This window comes from Sphingobium sp. IP1 (genome assembly GCF_002708645.1).
Lineage (GTDB): Bacteria > Pseudomonadota > Alphaproteobacteria > Sphingomonadales > Sphingomonadaceae > Sphingobium > Sphingobium yanoikuyae.
In genome coordinates this window covers 46,778-66,211 of the sequence record NZ_NOIW01000019.1, presented here as the reverse complement: position 1 = coordinate 66,211, position 19,434 = coordinate 46,778, and the positions used below count along the sequence as shown (strand labels likewise).

Below are 19,434 nucleotides of genomic sequence, written 5' to 3'. Positions count from 1 at the left end.
AGATTTTTGCGAACGATTCGCAAAAAGGAAAGAAAATGGCGCAGCCCAATGTCTATCAGGTGTCGGACTGGAACGGATCGAGCGGCGAACGCTGGGTCACGCACCGGCAGCGGCTCGACGCCATGCTCGCGCCCTTCGGCGATGCGGCGATGGCAGCGGCCGCCGCCCGGCCAGGCGAGCGCGTGCTGGACGTGGGATGCGGCGCAGGCACCAGCAGCATCGCCCTTGCCCGCCAGGTCGGCGCGACCGGTGAAGTGCTGGGCCTCGACATTTCGGGGCCGCTGATCGCGCTCGCCCAATCGCAGCAGCCCGCCGACCTTCCGATCCGCTACGCGCTGGCCGATGCCGGCAGCGCGACATTGACCACCCACGGATTCAATCTGCTCTTCTCGCGCTTCGGCGTGATGTTCTTCGACGATCCGGTGGCCAGTTTCGCGCATATGCGGCGCTGGCTGCGGCCGGGCGGACGGATCGCCTTCGTCTGCTGGCGGGCGGCGGCAGACAATGACTGGGTGCGCCTGCCGATGGGCGCGATCCGCGACATCGTGCCGCCGCTGGCGCCGCCCGATCCCGAAGCGCCCGGCCCCTTCTCCTTTGGCGATCCGGCACGGGTGACGCGCATTCTGAGCGACGCCGGCTTTGCCGCAATCGACCTCGCCCCGATCGATGGCGTCATCCCCTTTGGCCAGGGCGCCGATCGCGAGGCGGCGCTGGACGATGCGCTCGCCATGGCGTTCGAGGTCGGCCCGCTTTCCCGCGCACTGGCCGATCAGCCTGCCGATGTACGGGATCGCGCCGCCCAGGCGGTGCGCCAGGCCTTTGCCGCGCGGCCCGGCGAGACGGCGATCCTGATCGACGGCGCCGCCTGGATCGTGACCGCCATCAATCCGGGCTAGAGTAGCCGCACCGGCCGGGATATAGGCGCGCCATGACCGAGCATCCCGCCTATCGCCAGATCGGCCTCATCGGCACCGGCCGGGTCGCGCGCGCGCTGGGGCTGGCGCTGGCCCCGCACAGCGCTGCGCCGATCCTGGTGCAGGGCCGCAACCCGGATCATGCCGCCGCTACGGTCGAGGCGATCGGCCATGCGCGGGCCGTTGCCCTGTCATCTTCGCTGTCATCCAATTGCGACCTGATCCTGCTGGCGGTGGCCGACGACGCCCTGCCAGCGGTGATCGCAGACCTGGCTACCACGCCCTTGTCCGCCACCATCTGCCATGTCAGCGGGCGCAGCGGCGCGGCGCTGCTCGATCCGCTGCGGGCGCGGGGCGCGACCACCGCCGCCGTCCATCCCGCCATGACCTTCACCGGCGATCCGGCCGCCGAAGTCGCGCGGATGCAGGGCGCCCGTTTCGCCATCACCGGCGCCGACGCGCCGGCCATCGCGGCGGCGCGCAGGCTGGTCGCGCTGCTCGGCGGCGTGGCGGTCGAGGTCGCGGAGGCGCATCGCGCCCTCTATCATGCAGCCCTCTGCCATGCGGCCAATCATCTGGTGACGCTGATCGCCGGTGCCGCCGACGCGCTGGTGGCAGCCGGCGTCACCGAACCCGGCGCGCTACTGGCGCCGCTGGTCCGGGCCGCACTCGACAACAGCCTGGATCGCGGGATCCATGCTCTGTCCGGCCCGCTGCTGCGCGGCGACCGACAGACGATCGGCAATCATCTGACAGCGCTGCGCGCGCATGCGCCCGAGCTGCTGCCGGCCTATCGCGCCATGGCGCTGGCGACGCTCGACGCGCTGGACCGGGACGAGGCTGCGCTGCGCGCCGATCTTGGAGCGCTGGCCGATTAGATTGAATCGGCCTGCGCTCCAATTGTCTTTTGTTTTTCGCATTTTGCGAGCCATCGGCTGTTCCAGCCGATTTCAGAACGCTCTAGCCGATAAAGCGACTGTTGATCATCCGGGTGGTCGACCAGCCGCCATCCACCGCGATCACCTGGCCATTGATATATTCGCCTTTGTCGGAACAGAGGAAGGCGACGACATGGGCGATATCCTCCGGCGCGCAATCGCGGTAGAAGGGGGTCAGTCCCTGGTTGATCCGCTGGAAGGCAGGATAGTCCCAGGCGGCGTCGGTCATCGGCGTGCGCACCACGGTCGGCGCGACGATGTTCGATCTTATGCCCTGTTCGCCATATTGCGCCGCCATCGTCTGGGTGAGGCCGGTCAGCCCCGCCTTCACCGCGCAATAGATGCCGCCATCCATCCCGCCCATGATGCCGAAGGTCGACCCGATGGTGACGATCGCCGACCCCATGCCCATATGCGGCAACACGGCCCGGCACAGGCGGAATGGCGCACGCAGCGACAGGCCGATCACTTCGTCCAGCATGGCGTCGCTGGTGTCATGCACCGGCGCCCAGACCCCCGCGCCGGCATTGTTGACCAGATGATCGACCCGCCCGAACCGGGCCGTTGCCTCCGCCACGATCCTGCCGGGCGCATCCTCATCGCCAATGTCCGCCGCGGCGAAGGCAAAGGCGGCGTCCTGCGGCAGCGCGGCTGCGAGCGCGGCGAGCTTGTCCGCGCTGCGGCCGGTGCCCAGCACGGCCACGCCATCGGCGCACAGGGCGCGCACGATCGCCGCGCCAATGCCGCCGGCCGCGCCGGTGACGATCGCGACCTTCTGTTCCGTCATGCCGTCATCCTCTGCTGCTCGTTCGCCCGCGCCGCAATGTCGCCCGCCGCGACAAAGCCGAAGGTCAGCGCCGGACCGATCGTCGCGCCGGCGCCGGGATAGCAGTCGCCAAAGGGACTCGCCGCGCAATTGCCCGCCGCATAGAGATGCGGGATCGGCCGGCCGCCGCCATCCAGCACCCGCGCCTGCGCGTCGCAGCGCAGCCCGCCCTTGGTGCCCAGATCGCCATTGTCGATCGGCACCGCATAGAAGGGCGCGGTATCGATCGGCCCCAGATTGGGATTGGGGGTGACGCCGGGATCGCCGAAGAAGCGATCATAGATATTGCCGCCCCGGCCAAATTCGGGATCGACGCCGGTCTGCGCATAGCCGTTCATCACCTGCACGGTTTCGCTCAATGCCGGCGGCGCGATGCCGATCTTGCGCGCCAGTTCCTCGATCGATCCGGCGCGGAAGACATAATGGTCCCACCAATGGCCGGGAATGCGATGATCGGGCGTATGGACCGTGGGCATCAGCCCGCCGGCGCTGAACTTTGCCCGGAACTTGGAATCGAAGATCAGCCAGCAGGGCATGTTGGCGCCGGTCTTTAGCTGATCCGCCACCATCGCCTGGCCGAACCGGTCATAGCCGGTCGCCTCATTAACGAAGCGCAGCCCCAGCCGGTTGACGCACACGCTCCAGGGCCGGCCGACATCGAAAGCGGCCTGGTGGATTTCGTGGAAATTGGCGGCGCCCGGCGCCGGCAGGGTCATGGTCGGTATCCACCAGCCCTGATCGGTATGGGCGAGCGATGCGCCGATCGCTTCCGCCGCAATCAGTGCGTCGCCGCGATTGCCTTCCTCCGGGGTCGAACTGTGACGGGCGAGACCGGGCACCGGATAGAAACGATCGCGCAGCGCCTGATTCCATTCAAAGCCGCCGGCCGCCAGCACCACGCCGTGGCGTGCGGCGATCTGCTGCACCTGCCCGAAGCGGCGGACGGTGACGCCCGACACGCGGCCGTCAGCGCCGAGCGTCAGCCCCTCCAGCGCGGTTTCCAGCCGCAGTTCGACCCCGCGCGCGAACAGTTGCTGGTAGAGCGCGCCCATCAGCCCCGCCCCCTGGGTGAAGCGCCGGTCCCGCGCCGACAGCCGCCGCGTGCCGATGTCGAGCCAGTAGCGCGCGATCATCTTCGCCGCGGTCCAGCGCCAGCCGCGCTGCTGCATCATCAGGGCGAAGGTCTGGCTGAGATCCATCGCATAGCGGCGGAACAGCGTGAACCGGCTATATTGCGCCCGCATCAGCGGATAGCGATCATCCCCCAATTGCCGCCCGTCAAAGGTGGGGCAGATGATGGAACGATCCGCCCGCGCGCCCGGTGCTTCGGGAAAATAATCGGGCCAGGCCGCCGCCATCACCGGCACGCCGCTGTCCTTCAGGAAGCGCAGCATTTCCGGCGCGCGATCGACATAGGCGGCGAGCCTTTCCGTATCGACCGATACGCCGATGACGCTGCGCAGATAGCGCAACGCCTCGGCCGCGCTGTCGCCCTGATCGCCATCCAGCCCATGACCTGGCACCCACATCACCCCGCCCGAAGTGGCCGACGTGCCGCCAAATTGATGCGCCTTCTCCACGATCAGGACGGACAGGCCGAGATCCGCGCCCCGCAAGGCTGCCATGGCGCCGGCCGCGCCCGATCCGACGACGATGATATCGAAGCTTTCCATCATCAGAAGCTCGGCACCGCTTCGAGATGCGATCCGGGCGGGAAGCAGAAATATTCGAGATAATGACCCAGATCCGCCCGCGCATCGAAATAGGCATAGGTGCCGCCCATCGTGTCCCAGGCGATCGGCATCGCCCAGCGGGCTTTGGCCGCCGCGACCGCCGCGTCGAAGGCGGAGCGATCGCCGAAATGCCGGCCCTGATGATGATAATGGAGGCCAAAGCTCTTCGCCGGAAGGCCCCATTGATAGACCGCAATGTCGCCCGACAGGGGCTGGATGATCTCGAACTGCAGTTCATCCCTGGTCGCCAGCGCGAAATGGGCGACCGCCTGCCGGTCCTGCCCGGTGTCGAACAGCGCGTCGGGCATTTCCATATAATGGCCGATGCCGTGCAGCGCGGCGATCTCGTCCATCGCCCGGCGCCAGTCGGTGGTCACATAGGCATGCTGATAATAGTCCCGGCGCACGGATCGCCCTTTCCCGCTCTGTTCTGCTGCCAGCCACTATCGAAGCCGGGGCAGCGAAGCGGAATGACCCGAGCGGCAGCGCCGCTTGCACCGGCACGCGCATCAGGTTGCGGGCAATTGCCGTGCCCGCCGGCCCATGATGAATGGGGCCATGACCATGCTGACCTTCACCGCTGTCGCCCATGTCGACGATGTACCACCGGGCACCACCAGGGCCGTCGATGTCGACGGCGAGAGCATCCTCCTGTGCCATAGCAATGGCCGGCTGTTCGCGGTCGCCAATCGCTGCTCCCATGCCGACGAGCCGCTCGCCTGCGGCCGGGTGCGCGCGGGCTGGATCGCCTGCCCGGTCCATGGCGCGCGCTTCGACCTGGAAACCGGCCGCGCCATGAACCCGCCGGCGAAGGCACCGATCAGGGTCTATGAATTGCGGATTGTGGACGGCCGGATCGAGATCGCCCGCTAGTCCCTGCGCGGCTGCATCAGGGCCAGGAAATCCGCCAGCGCCAGCCGCGCATCGAGCTGGGTGAAGAGGCGGATCGACCGGCCGGGGATTTCCGCGCCATAGCGGGAATCGTCCAGCAGGCGCCGGCCGGCGATGATCGAGGAGGCACTGCTCTCCGCAGACACGGACGTCAGCAACACCATCGGACTGTCGCCCAGGGTGATGGCGCCGCCCAGCTGAACGAAGGGCGGCAGGTCGGCATAGCGGCTATAGAGCCATGCGGTCGTCGCCGACATCGGCCGCAAGGTCGCCGTCATTTCCGCCACCGACATCTGCAACTGGCGATAGGCGCCGGCGGGAATTTGCCAGATCGGCATGCGGCTCCATTCGATCACGGCACGCGCCGCTTCCAGATCGGTGGACAGATTATATTCGCTGCCGCCCTGCGGATAATCAGCGCCGCCGATCCACACCAGGGTCATGCGATCGGCGATCGCCGGCTCCAGCTGCAGCGCCTGGGCGAGATTGGTGAGCGGCCCGCCGCAGGTGAAGAAGAGCGGCAGCGGATCGTCCCGCATCGCCTCCGCCACGATCGCCCGTGCCGCCGCCGACGCCTGTGCCCCGGCGATGCCGAACTGCTCGCTGCCCGCGATCACCGGGCAGAGGTTCGCCAGACCCATGATCTTCATCAGGTCGATCGCCGCCTCTTTGCCCGCCGCGGCGGTCGCGCCGGCCGGCTGGCCGCCTAGCGCCGCCAGCTTCGCGTCGAGCGCCGATGTCGTGACCAGCACCGGCCGGGCCGCCTTCGTCGCCAGTTGATGCGCGAGCGCGATCAGGCCGTCGGGATCGCCGGCGAAATCATTGTCGATGATGATCCGTGCCTTGGGCGACTGCCGGATCACCGGCAGGGCGGATCGGGCGGCCGTGCCGATCATCAGGCTGGCGCCCGCTGCGATGAACCCGCGCCGATCGATCCTTGTCCGCATGCCTCTCCCCTGTCTGGGCCGAGGGCTGGCATGGGGCGGCCAAAGGGTCAAATAGCGATTTTCGGGGTGCCCATAGGCCCGAGCTATGGATGGCCGAGCCGCGCCACCGCGACCGCGCGAATGTCGGCGGCCTTGGCCTTTTCATTGCCGGTCAGGGCGAAATCGGCCTCGTCCAGCAGCAGCACCCGACGCGGCACCTTGAAACTGGCCATGCGCGCCTTGAGATGGGCGATCAGGTCGCTTTCCGTCACCCGCGCGCCATCGACCGGGACGATGCAGGCGACCACCATCTCGCCCAGCAGGTCGTCGGGCACGCCGACCGTCTGGCTGCGCTTGACGCCGGGGAAGGTGGCGATCGCCGCGTCCACTTCCTCCGGCGCGACATTGGCGCCCCCGGTCTTGATCATGTCGGTCAGGCGCCCTTCCCAGAAGAAGCGCCCCTGTTCGTCCACCCGACCACCGTCGCCGGTGCGGTAATAGCCTTCCGCGTCGAAACACTCCTCTGGCGCCTTGCCCAGATAGGCGGTCATCAGGGTCGGCCCCTTGATGCACATTTCGCCATGCTGGCCGACCGGCAGGATCGCGCGGGTCAGCGGATCGACGATCTTGAGGCTGTTGCCGGGCAGCGGCGCGCCGGCGCTGCCGCCATACTCCGCGTCAGACGTATCCGCATCGAACGCAGTGCAGATTGTCATCGTCTCGGTCGTGCCGAAGGCCATGGGCGTGGTCCAGTCGGTGTCGACCGTGGGATGCTCGCCGATCCGTTCGCCCTTGGTCACATATTTGAGGCTGGAAAGGTCGGCGCTGGCCCAATTGTCCGCCGCCTGTACCCGCGCCCATTGGTGCGGCCGGCCGGTGAGGAAGGTCACCCCCTCCTGCTCGATCACGTCCAGCGCCGCGGCGGCGGCGAACACCGGTTGCAGTACCGCCGTCCCGCCGGTCGACAACGCAGTGCCGATCACCAGGCTGATATTGCCCGACCAGAACAGGCCATTGCCGGTCCAGCTCACCACCGGTTCGCGCATCGCGAAGACGCGCGGCCAGCGCCACCACTGGATGCAGAAGGCGCGCTGGGCATGGACGATACCCTTGGGCAGGCTGGTCGTGCCGGACGAAAAGAAGATGCCGCCATGGTCGGATGGGGAGACGGTGGCGGCGCGCTGCGCCACCTGCGCATCGGGCACCGCCGCGCCGCTGGCCAAGAATGCATCCCAGCCTTCATAGCCCGGCGGTGCCGGATCGGTATCGGTCACGCTGTCGAGTTGGATCAGCCGATGGAGAAACGGCCCCTTGTCGATGCCGGCCAGCATGGCGGCAAAATCCTTCTTCATCACCCGCGTGTCGAAGAGGAGGATGCCGATCGCCGAGGCGTGGACCAGATGCTCCAGTTCCTCCGCGCTCGAAAAGCTGCTGAGCGCCACGGTGACGCCACCGGCCATCGCGATGCCGAAGACGCTGGCCAGATATTCCGGCCGGTTCGCCATCAGCACGCCGACCCGGCCATCCTTGCCGAGGCCGGCCGCGATCAGCGCCCTGGCCACCGCCACGGACCGTGCATGGAGTTCGTCATAGCTCCAGCAGATCCGCCGATCCGCGATCCGCATGATGACCGCGTCGCGCGCGCCATGCCGGGCACACACCGCATCCAGATAGGCCGGGATGGTCTGCGCGCCCTGTCCCGGCTCATCCGCCAGCGGCGTCCCATGGACCAGCGAAAGTGCCGCGCTCAATAGGGCAACTCCACCTGCGCGGTGCCCTTCAATATCTCCTCGCCATCCTGCGTGGTCATCACCGTGCGGACCTTGACCACCGGCATGCCGAAGGGGGAACGGTCGATCTTTTCCACCACTTCGCCATCGACCCAGGTGACATCGCCCTCGAACGCGGGGGAACGGAACTGGGTCTTGCTGTGCCAGACATAGCCGCCATGGCCGGCCCAATAGGCGACCGTGTCGAGATGCCAGGCATTCATCGACGCCCCATAGCCATAGGCGCCGCCCATGCCGACATTCTCCGCCTTCTCGGCATTGATATGGCCAGATGATGGCCCGTGATAGAGGCCGTCGCCCATCCGCGGGTCGATCTTGCGTGCGTCATGGTCATAGCTCATGTCGGCGCCAAAGCCGGCATCCTCGGTCGCCGGATCATGAATGCCTTCGGGCGCGTTCCACGCCCAAGTCCCCCAGATATTCTGGCGATGGGCGCGGCATTCATTGGCGAAGCTGATCACCGAATGCGGCCCGATCACCCGGCGCGGCAGCCGGTCGCCCACCTTTACATCGCCATAGCCGGGCGAATGGCCGTCGCGGTTGGACAGGATCCAGTCGTGGCGCGCCTTGTGAATCTCCGCCAGCTCCGCCTTGGTCCAGCGCCGGGGGCTGCGCTTCTCCTTGGCATAGACGCCGCGCTTGTTCGCTTCCTCGACCAGATAGCGGATCGCGGTCGCCTGTTCCTTGGCCACCAGCGCGCCATGCTGGTTGCGGTGAATGGTGTCGCCGCGCGCGAACATGGTCGGGCCGGCAAAGCCGGTGTCGGCAATCGAATAGCCATCGAAGCGGCGGCTCTGCACCAGCTTGTCGCCGGGGCGAACGGGCGTGCCGTAAAACCACCATTCCTCGCCGGCGAAGATCAGGTGGGTGCCCGGCACCTTGCCGACGCAGGCGGGGTGGCAGCCATGGCCATAGTCCATCGCCACGGTGAAGCTCTGCGGCGCGACGATGCCGCCGAAGCGCGAGGCGCGCGCAAATTGCTCGTCCCAGTGAATCGGATTGGGATAATCCATCGCCTGCACCCAGCGGCGAATGTCGGTCGCATTGCAGGGGTCCCACATCTCCGCGAAGATCACCGGCTTGCCGATCCACTGGTCGACATCGCTGGTATCCAGCGTCAGCTTGCTGTCCTGCACATCCATATCGGCCATGATGTCCTACTCGATCACTTGCGGCGCGCCGGTGCCGAGATAGTCGGCCAGCACGCGGTGGAAATTGATGATCGCCCGTTCCTCGACCGGGCTGGGCCGCAGCCCGTCGCAGCCGCGCGAGCGCAGGCCGCGCTGCACCGCCCCCATGTTGGAGAAATCCTGGCACAGCACCTTGCGCCAGCTTGCCTCGTCCATGTCGGGCTTGTGGAGATTGGCGGGTCGGGGCTCGGTGCCTTCGGGGAAGCGTTCGAGCGTATAGACCTCGAAGATGCAGCGATTGGGGTCATGGCCGTCGGGCCGTGCGCGGTAGCAGAGCGCAAAGGTCGGGCCGTGGATGATCACCGTATTGGGGAAGATGTGCCAGACATTGCCTGCCGCGGCGAAATGGGCCGGGTCGATGCGCGGCCAGTTCACCCCGCGCCTGGCATCCTCCTCCACCGTGCGGCGCATCAGGTGCATCTGCACCTCGGCGGGCGGCGTCTCTTCGGGCAGTTCCTCGACCAGCAGATTGGCGACCCGCACCATCGTCTCGGTGGTGGTGCCGTTCACCTCCTCCCACAGCTGGTTGAGCGAATCCGCCAGCCCCTGGCGCATGTCCGCCGCGCCGGCCGCTCCGGCGGTCGCGCCGCCCGTGCCCTCGCGCGCCTGCGACCCGAACACGCCATGGATGCCGCGCCCGTCGCTCCAGGTCGGCTTGGGCGAATATTTGGTCAGCTGCGGATGGGTGCCCGCGACATGATAGCCCTCGTTGAACGCCTCGATCGCGACCTTCCAGTTGCACGGAAAATGCAGCCACTGGCGCCAGCGATAGCGCATCTTCTCCAGCTCGAACGGGTCGAGCATCGATGCCGCCGGCTCCAGATAGTCACGCAGCGGCGGCGCGTCCGGGTCCATGCAGACGAACACCCAGCCGCCCCATGTGTCGACGCGCACGTCGCGCAGGCGCAGGTCATCGGCCTTCAGGCAGTCGCTCCAGGCATCCTTGCGGACCACGCCGACATTGTTGCCGTCCAGATCCCAGCTCCAGGCATGGAAGGGGCAGACCAGCCGCTTCGCATTGCCGCACCCTTCGGTCAGTTGCCGGCCGCGATGGCGGCAGACGTTGAAATAGGCGGCGATCCGGTCGGGCGCGGCGCGCACGACGATGATCGAGTCATCGACAATGTCATAGGTGACATAGTCGCCGATTTCGGGGATTTCCTCTTCCCGACAGGCAACCTGCCAGACTTTGGGCCATAGTTTCGCGGCCTCGGCATCGGCATAGGATTGCGAGACATAGGCGGTGTTGCCGATCAGGACCGGCGGTTGGGTGATGTTGCCCTGCATGGTCATGTATCCCTGCCGCTCAATGCAGCGCAACCGGCGGCGGCGCAGCCTCCGCGCGATAGTCGCTGGGGTTGCGGGCATAGACGCGCTTGAACATGCGGCTGAAATGGGCCGGGCTCTTGAAGCCGACGGCATAGGCGATCTCGCTGATCGAGATGCTTGCCGCGTCCGATCGCGCCATCCAGGCTCGCGCCTGTTCCAGCCGGCGCTGCCAGATCAGGTCGGAAAAGCTGGTGCCATTCTGCTTGAGCAGGGTGGTGAGATAGCGCGGCGAAATGCCGCAGCCCTTGGCCGTCATCGCGGCGGACAGGCCCGGATCGGACAGATGGACCTCGACGAAGCGGCGCACATCGGCAAAGCGCTTCTCCGCGACGGAGGGGCGCGGCGGCACCGCGCGCACATCATGGCGCAGCCCCTGGCCGATCACCGCCAGCGCCGCCTCCACCAATGTCCGCGTGGTTTCCTCCGCCACATCCGCGTCGCGCTGAAACAGGCCGACCAGGATGCCATCGGCGATCCCCAGTTCCGCCCGCTGCATCGGCAGCAATATGCCCGCCCCGGCATCGCAATCGACGAAGCCGCGCAGCACATGGGTCGGCACCGTTACATGCAGCACCTCATGCACGCCCTGCACATCGGGCTGGCATTCGATCAGGAAGGGCGCGGTCGAGCGCGTCATCAGGAAATCGCCATATTGGGCGGCGCGGCTGCCAAGCTGGTTGGAAAAGACCAGCCGGCCGCGCTTCACGAACCACAGGACGGTAAGGTCGGTGCCATCCTCGCGGATATGCTGGCGGGTGCGGCGGAAGAAGAGGCGGGTGGCCGATCGCAGCAGGATCGCGGCACTGGGCCCGGCGGGCTTGCGCCGTGCCTCCACGTCGATGATGGAGCCTTCCTCCATCCAATAGTCGCCGCGATAATATTCCTGCTCGCGCTCGCCGCGAAACAGCTGCTGGCATTCGCGATAATTGCCCCGGTCGAGGCTGAAGAGCGTCTCGATCATCGCATCCGCGCCTTTCAACGTTGCGCCCGACCGGCGCGGCTCAGCCGCCATTCCGGGGGGTAGTTGAGGTCGTTATTCTTGACGGTATGGGCGATGCCCTGGTCGAAGCCGCCAGCGCCCAGATCGATGTCGGTCGGCCGGTCGCTCTTCATCAGTGGCAGCATGCCTTCCAGCCAGCCGGTGAGCAGGCTGCCCATATATTCGCCGCGATATTGCTTATAGGCCTCGATGAAGGTCTTTTGCGCCACCACCACGTCGAGCGGCCGGGTGCGGGCGCAGGCATCGGCATATTTGTCGGTCTCCGCCTCCAGCGCGTCGCGCGGCACGACGCTGTTGACGAAATTGCAGTCCATCATCTCGGCGGCGGTGAAGGGCCGGCCGGTGAACAGCATTTCGGAAAAACGGCGAATGCCGACCATTTCCAGCCATTGCCACATGCGCGGCCCCCAGCCGGCATAGCGGAAGGAGGGATGGCCAAAGAGCGCATCGTCGGACGAGACGATCAGGTCGGCATCGGCGCACTGGTAGAAATGCCAGCCATAGCAATAGCCCTTGGCCTCGACGATGCTGATCTTCTTGAATTCCTGCAGCGGCCGGTTGCCGGCATAGCCCTTGGCATAATGGTCGGTCAGGCCATGGAGAAAGCGATAGGAACCGTGCGGCGGATAGCGCACATCGGGATCGTCAATCTCCAGGTCGGGCAGGAAGTCATCCTCCGCGCCGGGATGCAGATACATGTCGCCATGTTCGTTGATATCGCCGCCCGATCCCAGATCCTGGCCGGCGCCGCGGATCACCAGCACCTTCACGTCATCGTCGATATTCGCCTTGTGGACGATCTCGCCGAACAGCAGGCGCATGCCGATCGTGGTCGTGTTCGCCTTGCCCGGCCGGTCGAAGGTGACGGTCGCGATCTTGCGCGCCCGGTCCTTCCCATAATGCACGAACTGCGCCGCCTCGCGCTTGAGCGCTGCCGCGCTTGCCCTGGCCATGCCGCACTCTCCCATCTCTCTTATGCCCGGCAGGCTGGCATGGGGCGGCGATGGCGTATTGGCATTAGGCGCAGCTTTATCGATATGATACGCAGCAAAGCGACGACGAGGCAGACAGGCGCGCGATGGAGGAGCAGGATTTTTTCTTCGGGCTGGAAGGCCCGCTGGAGGCGGTGCCGGCCGCCGGCCAGATGCGCGCGGCCAATCTGCGCGGCTTTTCCGACTATGTCCGCGCGCGCGGCGGGGCGCCGCGCCGCATTCTGGCCCAGCATGGCCTCGACCCGATGGTGCTGGCCGATCCCGACAGCCATATCGCCTGCCAGCAGGTGGCGGCAATGTTCGAATATTGCAGCCTGCTGTTCGACGATCCGCTGTTCGGCCTGCACCTTGCCGCCACCCAGGATGCCGACATTTTCGGCAGCGTCACCGCCGTCTGCCGCGCCGCGCCGGACCTGCGCGCCGCGATCGCCAGCCTGATCCGCTACCTGCCGGTCGCCCATTCGCCCGAGGCGCAGCTGGAACTGGTGGACGATGGCGGCATGGCCGAACTGCGCTGGGTGGTCGGCGCCGATCTCGGCTTCAACGACCAGGCCAATTATCAGGCGATGATGCTGATCCTGCTGCTGTTGCGGACCGTCAGCGGCCAGCGCTTCCGTGCCGCCTGGGTGCAATTTTCCGCCTCCCCCAGCCCGCGCGAACTGATCGAGATAGAGGCCCTGCTGGGCACGACTGTCCGCCCGCGCGCGCCGGGCAGCGCCATCGGCTTTTCCGCCGCCTTGCTCGACCTGCCGATCGCGACGGCCAATCGGCTGACCTATCGGCTGGTCGGCGGCTATCTGGGCCGGCTGCGCCTGTTCAACCATGCCGACATGGCGGAACGGGCGCGATCCTATGTGCGCGGCGCGCTGCCGGCAGGGACATGTGCGATCGAGCGCTGCGCCGACCGGATGGGCCTGTCGGTGCGGACGCTGCAAAGCCGGCTGGCCGCCCATGGCCTGCATTTCAGCGATCTGGTCGAGGAACAGCGCGAACAGCTCGCCCGCATCTATCTGCGCCAGACGCCGATGCCGATCGACGAGGTGGCGGAGCGGCTGGGCTATGCCGAACAGACCAGCTTCGGCCGTGCCTTCAAACGCTGGACCGGGCAGACGCCACGGCAATTCCGACAAGGCTAGCGCAGCAGGCGCACCCAGGCATCGGACAGCGCGTCGAGACCGAAATGATCGATCCGGTCGCCGGGACGGATCGCGGTGGCAAGATCCAGTTGCCGTGCCAGCGCATCGGCCATCGCCGCCGTATCGGCCGGGTCCACCAGCAGGCCGCACCGTCCATCATCGAGCAGGTCGGCTGCATTGCCCGCGCTGCGCGACGCAACGATCGGCACATCCACGGCCATCGCCTCCAGCAACACATTGGGCGATCCTTCCCACCAGCTGGGCAGGATGAAGGCATCGGCATGGGCCAGCCAGGGAAAGACATTGTCGACCGTGCCGGGCAGGTCGATATGCGCGGCCACGCCCAACGCCGCCGCCTGCGCGCGCAGGCTGTCGCAGGCCCGGTCGCGACTTTCGCCTAGGATGATGAGGCGCGCCGGCCTTTGCCCCCGCAGGATCGCGAAGGCGGCAAGCAGGGTGGCGAAATTCTTCTGCGGTGCCAGCCGGCCGATCGCCAGGATCACCGGCGGCGAGCGCCCCATCCAGCGATGCGGCACCGGCCCGTCCGCCAGGAAGCGGGCGGCATCGGCGTCGATGCCATTGGGGATCACCGCCACCTTGCCCGCCCGCGCCGCGCCGGCAAAAGCAGGCGTATCCGCCAAGGTCGGCGACACCAGCACCAGATGATCGGCGTCGCGCGCCAGCAGCCGCGCCATCGCGGTGCGGCTGAGGCGCCCGAGCCCACCTGATGGCGCCCCCGCCGCATTGCGCATGATGTCGTTGCTGATGCGATAGATGCGCCGCACGTCGCGCAGCCCCTGGCTCGCCGCCCAGGCGGTGCCATGGCCATGATTGCCCGCCGAAATCAGCGTCGCCCGCCCCCGCGATCGCAAATGCCGCCGCAGCGCCGCGATCGCCTGCACCTTTTCACGCGCGCGCGACGGATTTGGCCCGGCCAGCAGCGCGTGATGCGGCACGCCGGTCACGCCCTCGCCGCCCGGCAGCGCCGTCACCAGTTCGACCGCCAGACCGCGCGCCGCCAGTTCGGCGGCCAGGATACGGACATTGCGCACCACGCCGGTCGCGGCCAGCGCATGGACATAGAGGATGATCACGCCCGGCGCGGGTCGCGCTCGATCGCGCCGGCCGCCTGCCAGCGCTGCGGCGGCAGATGGCGCAGATGATGGCAGTAAAGCGCGCCCAGCCGGCTGTCGGCCAGCCCCCGGCCGCTCACCAGTTGCATGATGTCGGTGCCGGGGTTCCAGTTGCCCTCGACCAGCACGGGGCCGTCCGGCGTCAGGCCAATATCCCAGCCGATCACGGTAAAGCCCGATCGGAAAGCGAGATGCGCCCGCAGCGCCAGCGCCACGGCGGCATCCAGATCGGGCACCGGCCGGCCGCTGATAAGTGCGCCGGTCAGCGGATGCCGGTCACAGCGGATCGGCGCGCCATCCGGTCCCGCCTGCCACACCGGCCCGCAATGCCCATCGGCATCGACCGACAGCACCAGATTGCCGGCGTTGAAATTATCCACAGGGCGCCCGCCGCCGGCCGACAGGCGCAGCGCCAGCGCGCAGGCCTCGGGCGTGCCAACCTCGTCCAGGCAGGTGACCACGCGCAAGGTCGGCAGCGCGCCCGGCGACATGTCCGCCAGCGCGTCATGGGTGGCCAGGCAGCGCTGGATCACCCCGCCGGCCGCCCAGAGCGCCAGCAGGCGCGTGCGCAGCGTATCGTCGGCGATCGGCCCTTCCGCGCCTTCCCAGCGTCCGCCCTTCTTCTCGAAACGCACCACGCCCTGCCCCTTGGAGCAGTAACTGGGCTTGGCGATGATGACGCTCTGGCCGTGCAGCCAACTGGCGATATCTCTCGTCTCCAGCGCGAAGCTGTCGGGCAGCGGCAGGCCGGCGGCAGCGGCATGGCGGGCGAAAAGCTGCTTGTTTTTGAGCGGATTGGCCTCGGCCGGGAAAGCGCCGGGATTGAGCAGCCGATGCAGCCCCTTGCGATCGCGCATGCTGAGCCCCTGCGCCCGCACCGCATCGCACAGCAGGCGCCGTTCCGATGCCGCCCAGCCACTGCGCCCGCTCGCCGCGATCAGCCGCGCAACCGTTCGCCGGCCCAGCGGCCAGTGGCGACGCAATCCGTCATGATAGGCCGCCAGCAGGACATTGCCGTCGGCCGGGGGCAACGCGCGCAACGTGAACAAGGATCAGGCCGCCTCGACCCGCGCCAGCCGCCGCTCCAGCAATTCGCTTGCCACGCCATGGCTGCGCGCATTGTCGACGTCGATCGCGACCGCGCCGTCGCTCAGGATCACCGGCGCGATCACCATGCGGAAGCGGCGGGAGAAGCGCGCAAAGGCCTGGCCCAGCGTGCCGATGCCGAAGCGGAAACGGATCAGGTTAATCAGGCCGAAGGCGCCGATGATCCGCATCGGATGCTTCACGAACTGCCCGCCCGAGCGGAAGGTTTCGGCCGCCGCCAGCGCCTTTGCATCCTTCAGCCAATAGGTGTTACAGTTGGAAAATTCGTCGTCGGCAAAGCGATAGAATTTGCGCTGCCCCTGCGGATGCGCCGCCAGCACCGACGCGCGGCGCGTGAAGGCGACGGCGGCGTTCGCCCCCTGCGCGGCGCAGCCGTCCAGCATCTCGGCCAGGGCATCGGGCGTCAGCAGCACATTGTCGGCGGTGGTGATGAGCAACGGGAAGCGGGCGCCATCGGCCGCCGCCAGCACGGAATCGACCAGATTGGGCCGGGCCGGAATCGCGACCAGACGCCCCGTATTCCGCAGCCCGCGCAGTTGCGGCAGGGCGTCGAGCACCGCCACATCCTCGATCGCGACCCGGATTTCGCCGATGCGCGGGCTGGCCGCCAGCGCCTCGATCACATGGACCAGCATCGGCTGGCCGACCACCGGGACCAGGCATTTATGGGTGACGCCCGCCGCCTGCGCGAGCGGATCGGTCGCGCCGTCGCGCTTGCCGGCAAGCACCAGCGCCGTTGCCATGCCGGGCATCAGGCCGCCTCCAGCACCGGCATTTCGGTCAGCAGGCCATGGCGGGCCAGGCTGTGCGCGACGATGGTTTCGACCAGGCTCTGATGATCGACGCCGATCGACGCGGCCGAGCGCGAGATCGTCTTCTTCGACCAGAGATTGCAGGACAGGTTCACTTCCATGAACAGCAACTCGCCCGACGCCGGATCATAGCGATACTCGAACCGGCCATAGTCGAACGGCCAGAGTTCGGGCAGCAGGCGGCGGGTCATGTCCTCCAGCCGCGCGCGCAGGTCGCGATCCTCGACCAGGATCAGCGGATCGTCTCCGGCGTCGATCAGGCCGCGCTTCTCCTCATAGCTGCGTTCGCGATGCGGATCGGCCGGCACATATAGCATCGGCGGCAAGATCCAAGGCTGGCCACCGCTGCCGCCGACGACCGGCACGGCCACGTCGAGCAAGGGCGCCCAGGCCTCGACCAGCACATCATGGCCCAGGCCATGGAGATGATCGGCATGCGCATGGGCCTCCGCCCAGCTGTCGACCATCGCGAGGCCCCAGGAGGCCGAGGAGGCGTTGGGCTTCACCACCAGCCGTTCCGCCTGGAATTCCGGGCCGGCCGGCATGGCGCCCCGGCGCAGGATTCGCGCCGGCATGGTCGGCACGCCATGGGCGCGGGCGATCAGCTTGGAAAGATATTTGTCGTCGGACACGCCGCGCACGATCGGGCTTGCGCCCAGGAACGGCACGCCGCGCCAGGACAGCAGGAGCGGCGCCAGCATCTCGCTATTCTGGAAGCCGCCGCGATTGAGCAGGGTGACGACGAAGTCGACATCCGGCTTGTCGAACAGCGCATCATAGCTGTCGGCGACCGCGACATGGAGGCCGATCGCCTCCAGCGTCGATCGCATCTCATGATGATAGACGGCATGATTGCCATCCACGCTGTCGGCCCCGCCGCCCTTGCAGGCATGCTTGGCCAGGAACAGGAGGCGCAGCCGGGCCTTGTCGGCCGGGGAGATGCGCATGCAACGGTCGATCGGGTTCAGCATGGTGCCGCAATAGCGCCCGCCCGTTACGCTGGATTGACGGTGCGATGACGCCGAAGGGACGAAGACGGGTCAGGGCCGTGACGGCTTCATGACCGGGCGATGTCAAACCCGTCGCAGATCAGGACTGGACCATCTGAACCGCCACCGCCTCGGCCACCTTGATGCCGTCGATCGCCGCCGAAAGGATGCCGCCGGCATAGCCCGCGCCCTCGCCCGCCGGGTAGAGGCCGGCAACGTTGAGGCTCTGAAAATCCTTGCCGCGCGTGATGCGGATCGGCGAAGAGGTGCGGGTTTCCACGCCGGTCATCACCGCGTCGGGATCATCATAGCGGGCGATCTGGCGACCAAAGGCGGGCAGCGCCTCATGGAACGCCTCGATCACATAATCGGGCAGGCAGAGCGATAGATCGGTCGGCGTGACCCCCGGCTTGTAGGAGGGCACGACCGATCCCAGCTGGGTCGAAGGTCGACGCGCGAGGAAGTCGCCCACCGTCTGCCCCGGCGCCCAGTAGGAGGAACCGCCCGCGACATAGGCCAGGCTTTCCCAATGGCGCTGCAGTTCGATCCCGGCCAATGGCCCCTCCGGGAAATCGCGCGCCGGATCGATGCCGACGACCAACCCCGAATTGGCGTTGAATTCGGCGCGGCTATACTGGCTCATGCCATTGGTGACGACGCGCCCTTCCTCCGAAGTGGCGGCGACCACCCGGCCACCCGGACACATGCAGAAGCTGTAGACGGTCCGGCCATTGGCGCAATGATGGGCAAGGCTGTAGGCGGCCGCCCCAAGATCGGGATGACCGGCGCAATTGCCATAGCGTGCCTTGTCGACCCAGCCTTGCGGATGCTCGATCCGCACGCCGATCGAGAAGGGCTTGGGCTCGATATGCACGCCCTTGCCGTGCAGCATCTCGAAGGTCGGGCGAGCGCTGTGGCCCACCGCCATCACCACATGATCCGCCTCGATCACGCTGCCGTCGTGCAGGACCAGCCCGCGCAGCTTCTGCGTGCCGTCGCCCTGCCGTTCCAGCACCAGATCGTCGACGCGGTGCTGCCAGCGATATTCGCCGCCCAGCGACTCGATCTGCTTGCGCATCGCTTCGACCATCGAAACCAGGCGGAAAGTGCCGATATGGGGGTGCGCCTCCCACAAGATATCGTCAGGCGCGCCGGCGGCGACGAACTCCTCCAGCACCTTGCGGCCCAGGAAGCGGGGATCCTTCACCCGGCAATAGAGCTTGCCGTCGGAGAAGGTGCCGGCGCCGCCCTCGCCGAACTGGACGTTGGAATCGGGGTTGAGTTCGGCCCGGCGCCACAGGCCCCAGGTGTCCTTGGTCCGCTCGCGCACCACCTTGCCGCGATCCAGGATGATCGGCTTGAACCCCATCTGCGCCAGGATCAGGCCGGCGAACAGGCCGCACGGCCCCGCCCCGATCACCACCGGGCGCTTGCCCTGCCAGCCGTCGGGCACATGGGCGACGAACTTGTAGCTGGTGTCGGGCGTCGGCCGGACATCATGGTCGTTGGCAAAACGCTCCAGCACTGCCGCCTCGTCGGCCACGTCGATATCGAGCGTATAGACCAGCTGGATCGCGCTGCGGCGACGCGCATCATTGCCGCGCCGCACGACGCTGTGGCCAAGCAATTGCTGCGGCTCCAGCCCCAGGCGTTCGCAGATGGCGACGGGCATCGCCTCGGCCGGATGGTCGAGGGGCAGTTTCAAACCGGAAAGACGGATCATGGCGC

The 19,434-nt window shown here is 67.4% G+C and carries 18 protein-coding genes; 4 read left to right on the top strand and 14 right to left on the bottom strand.

What is annotated here, in order from left to right:
* Positions 1 to 35 precede the first annotated feature (35 nt).
* Entirely contained in the window at positions 36 to 896 is an 861-nt protein-coding gene (locus CG471_RS09120; RefSeq protein ID WP_099231647.1) for a class I SAM-dependent methyltransferase, read from the top strand.
* 32 nt (positions 897 to 928) lie between these two features.
* Positions 929 to 1,792 carry a Rossmann-like and DUF2520 domain-containing protein gene (locus CG471_RS09115; protein WP_099231646.1) on the top strand — a complete coding sequence of 288 codons (864 nt, stop codon included), beginning with the start codon at positions 929 to 931 and terminating at the stop codon, positions 1,790 to 1,792.
* Positions 1,793 to 1,874: 82 nt separating this feature from the next.
* On the opposite strand, the gene CG471_RS09110 is transcribed toward CG471_RS09115, so the two are convergent.
* From CG471_RS09110 to CG471_RS09100, 3 genes are read right to left on the bottom strand one after another with little or no spacing between them, the layout of a single operon-like run.
* On the bottom strand, positions 1,875 to 2,639 hold the full coding sequence (locus CG471_RS09110) for an SDR family NAD(P)-dependent oxidoreductase (RefSeq protein ID WP_099231645.1): 765 nt from the start codon (positions 2,637 to 2,639) through the stop codon (positions 1,875 to 1,877).
* Positions 2,636 to 4,354, bottom strand: a complete 1,719-nt coding sequence (locus CG471_RS09105; RefSeq protein WP_099231644.1) for an FAD-dependent oxidoreductase — start codon at positions 4,352 to 4,354, stop codon at positions 2,636 to 2,638. The genes CG471_RS09110 and CG471_RS09105 overlap by 4 nt, the downstream gene beginning before the upstream one ends.
* A complete protein-coding gene (locus CG471_RS09100) occupies positions 4,354 to 4,818 on the bottom strand; it encodes a hypothetical protein (protein WP_099231643.1) in 465 nt (154 codons plus the stop codon). Before CG471_RS09100 ends, CG471_RS09105 begins: the two co-directional genes overlap by 1 nt.
* A gap of 151 nt (positions 4,819 to 4,969) precedes the next feature.
* Here CG471_RS09100 and CG471_RS09095 point away from each other — a divergent pair, with 151 nt between their 5' ends.
* A complete protein-coding gene (locus CG471_RS09095; RefSeq protein WP_257211484.1) occupies positions 4,970 to 5,284 on the top strand; it encodes a non-heme iron oxygenase ferredoxin subunit in 315 nt (104 codons plus the stop codon).
* On the opposite strand, the gene CG471_RS09090 is transcribed toward CG471_RS09095, so the two are convergent.
* From CG471_RS09090 to CG471_RS09065, 6 genes are all read right to left on the bottom strand, one after another.
* Positions 5,281 to 6,249 carry a nucleoside hydrolase gene (locus tag CG471_RS09090; protein ID WP_099231641.1) on the bottom strand — a complete coding sequence of 323 codons (969 nt, stop codon included), beginning with the start codon at positions 6,247 to 6,249 and terminating at the stop codon, positions 5,281 to 5,283. The two genes, CG471_RS09095 and CG471_RS09090, sit on opposite strands and share 4 nt — an antisense overlap.
* Before the next feature lie 83 nt (positions 6,250 to 6,332).
* Positions 6,333 to 7,979 carry a class I adenylate-forming enzyme family protein gene (locus tag CG471_RS09085; protein WP_099231640.1) on the bottom strand — a complete coding sequence of 549 codons (1,647 nt, stop codon included), beginning with the start codon at positions 7,977 to 7,979 and terminating at the stop codon, positions 6,333 to 6,335.
* The gene (locus CG471_RS09080; protein WP_099231639.1) at positions 7,976 to 9,169 is read right to left on the bottom strand and encodes a MaoC family dehydratase N-terminal domain-containing protein; all 1,194 of its coding nucleotides are present in this window, start codon (positions 9,167 to 9,169) and stop codon (positions 7,976 to 7,978) included. The genes CG471_RS09085 and CG471_RS09080 overlap by 4 nt, the downstream gene beginning before the upstream one ends.
* A 6-nt stretch (positions 9,170 to 9,175) precedes the next feature.
* Positions 9,176 to 10,501 carry an aromatic ring-hydroxylating dioxygenase subunit alpha gene (locus CG471_RS09075; protein ID WP_099231638.1) on the bottom strand — a complete coding sequence of 442 codons (1,326 nt, stop codon included), beginning with the start codon at positions 10,499 to 10,501 and terminating at the stop codon, positions 9,176 to 9,178.
* Between the two features lie 13 nt (positions 10,502 to 10,514).
* Positions 10,515 to 11,498: an AraC family transcriptional regulator gene (locus CG471_RS09070; protein WP_099231660.1), complete on the bottom strand. Its 984-nt coding sequence runs from the start codon at positions 11,496 to 11,498 to the stop codon at positions 10,515 to 10,517.
* A 14-nt stretch (positions 11,499 to 11,512) separates the two neighbouring features.
* Positions 11,513 to 12,490 (bottom strand): enoyl-CoA hydratase/isomerase family protein, encoded by a 978-nt coding sequence (locus tag CG471_RS09065; RefSeq protein ID WP_099231637.1) that lies wholly within the window; start codon positions 12,488 to 12,490, stop codon positions 11,513 to 11,515.
* 125 nt (positions 12,491 to 12,615) lie between these two features.
* Here CG471_RS09065 and CG471_RS09060 point away from each other — a divergent pair, with 125 nt between their 5' ends.
* Entirely contained in the window at positions 12,616 to 13,665 is a 1,050-nt protein-coding gene (locus CG471_RS09060; RefSeq protein ID WP_099231636.1) for an AraC family transcriptional regulator, read from the top strand.
* Here the strand turns inward: CG471_RS09060 and CG471_RS09055 are convergent.
* The 5 genes from CG471_RS09055 to CG471_RS09035 form a co-directional block, all read right to left on the bottom strand.
* On the bottom strand, positions 13,662 to 14,759 hold the full coding sequence (locus CG471_RS09055; protein WP_099231635.1) for a glycosyltransferase: 1,098 nt from the start codon (positions 14,757 to 14,759) through the stop codon (positions 13,662 to 13,664). The genes CG471_RS09060 and CG471_RS09055 overlap by 4 nt on opposite strands.
* On the bottom strand, positions 14,756 to 15,847 hold the full coding sequence (locus CG471_RS09050) for a sugar-transfer associated ATP-grasp domain-containing protein (RefSeq protein ID WP_099231634.1): 1,092 nt from the start codon (positions 15,845 to 15,847) through the stop codon (positions 14,756 to 14,758). The genes CG471_RS09055 and CG471_RS09050 overlap by 4 nt, the downstream gene beginning before the upstream one ends.
* 3 nt (positions 15,848 to 15,850) lie before the next feature.
* A complete protein-coding gene (locus CG471_RS09045) occupies positions 15,851 to 16,657 on the bottom strand; it encodes an NTP transferase domain-containing protein (protein ID WP_099231633.1) in 807 nt (268 codons plus the stop codon).
* Positions 16,657 to 17,688, bottom strand: coding sequence for a phosphoribosylglycinamide synthetase (locus CG471_RS09040; RefSeq protein ID WP_099231632.1), 1,032 nt, complete (start codon positions 17,686 to 17,688; stop codon positions 16,657 to 16,659). Before CG471_RS09040 ends, CG471_RS09045 begins: the two co-directional genes overlap by 1 nt.
* A gap of 118 nt (positions 17,689 to 17,806) precedes the next feature.
* Positions 17,807 to 19,429, bottom strand: coding sequence for an NAD(P)/FAD-dependent oxidoreductase (locus CG471_RS09035; RefSeq protein ID WP_099231659.1), 1,623 nt, complete (start codon positions 19,427 to 19,429; stop codon positions 17,807 to 17,809).
* Positions 19,430 to 19,434: the final 5 nt, after the last annotated feature.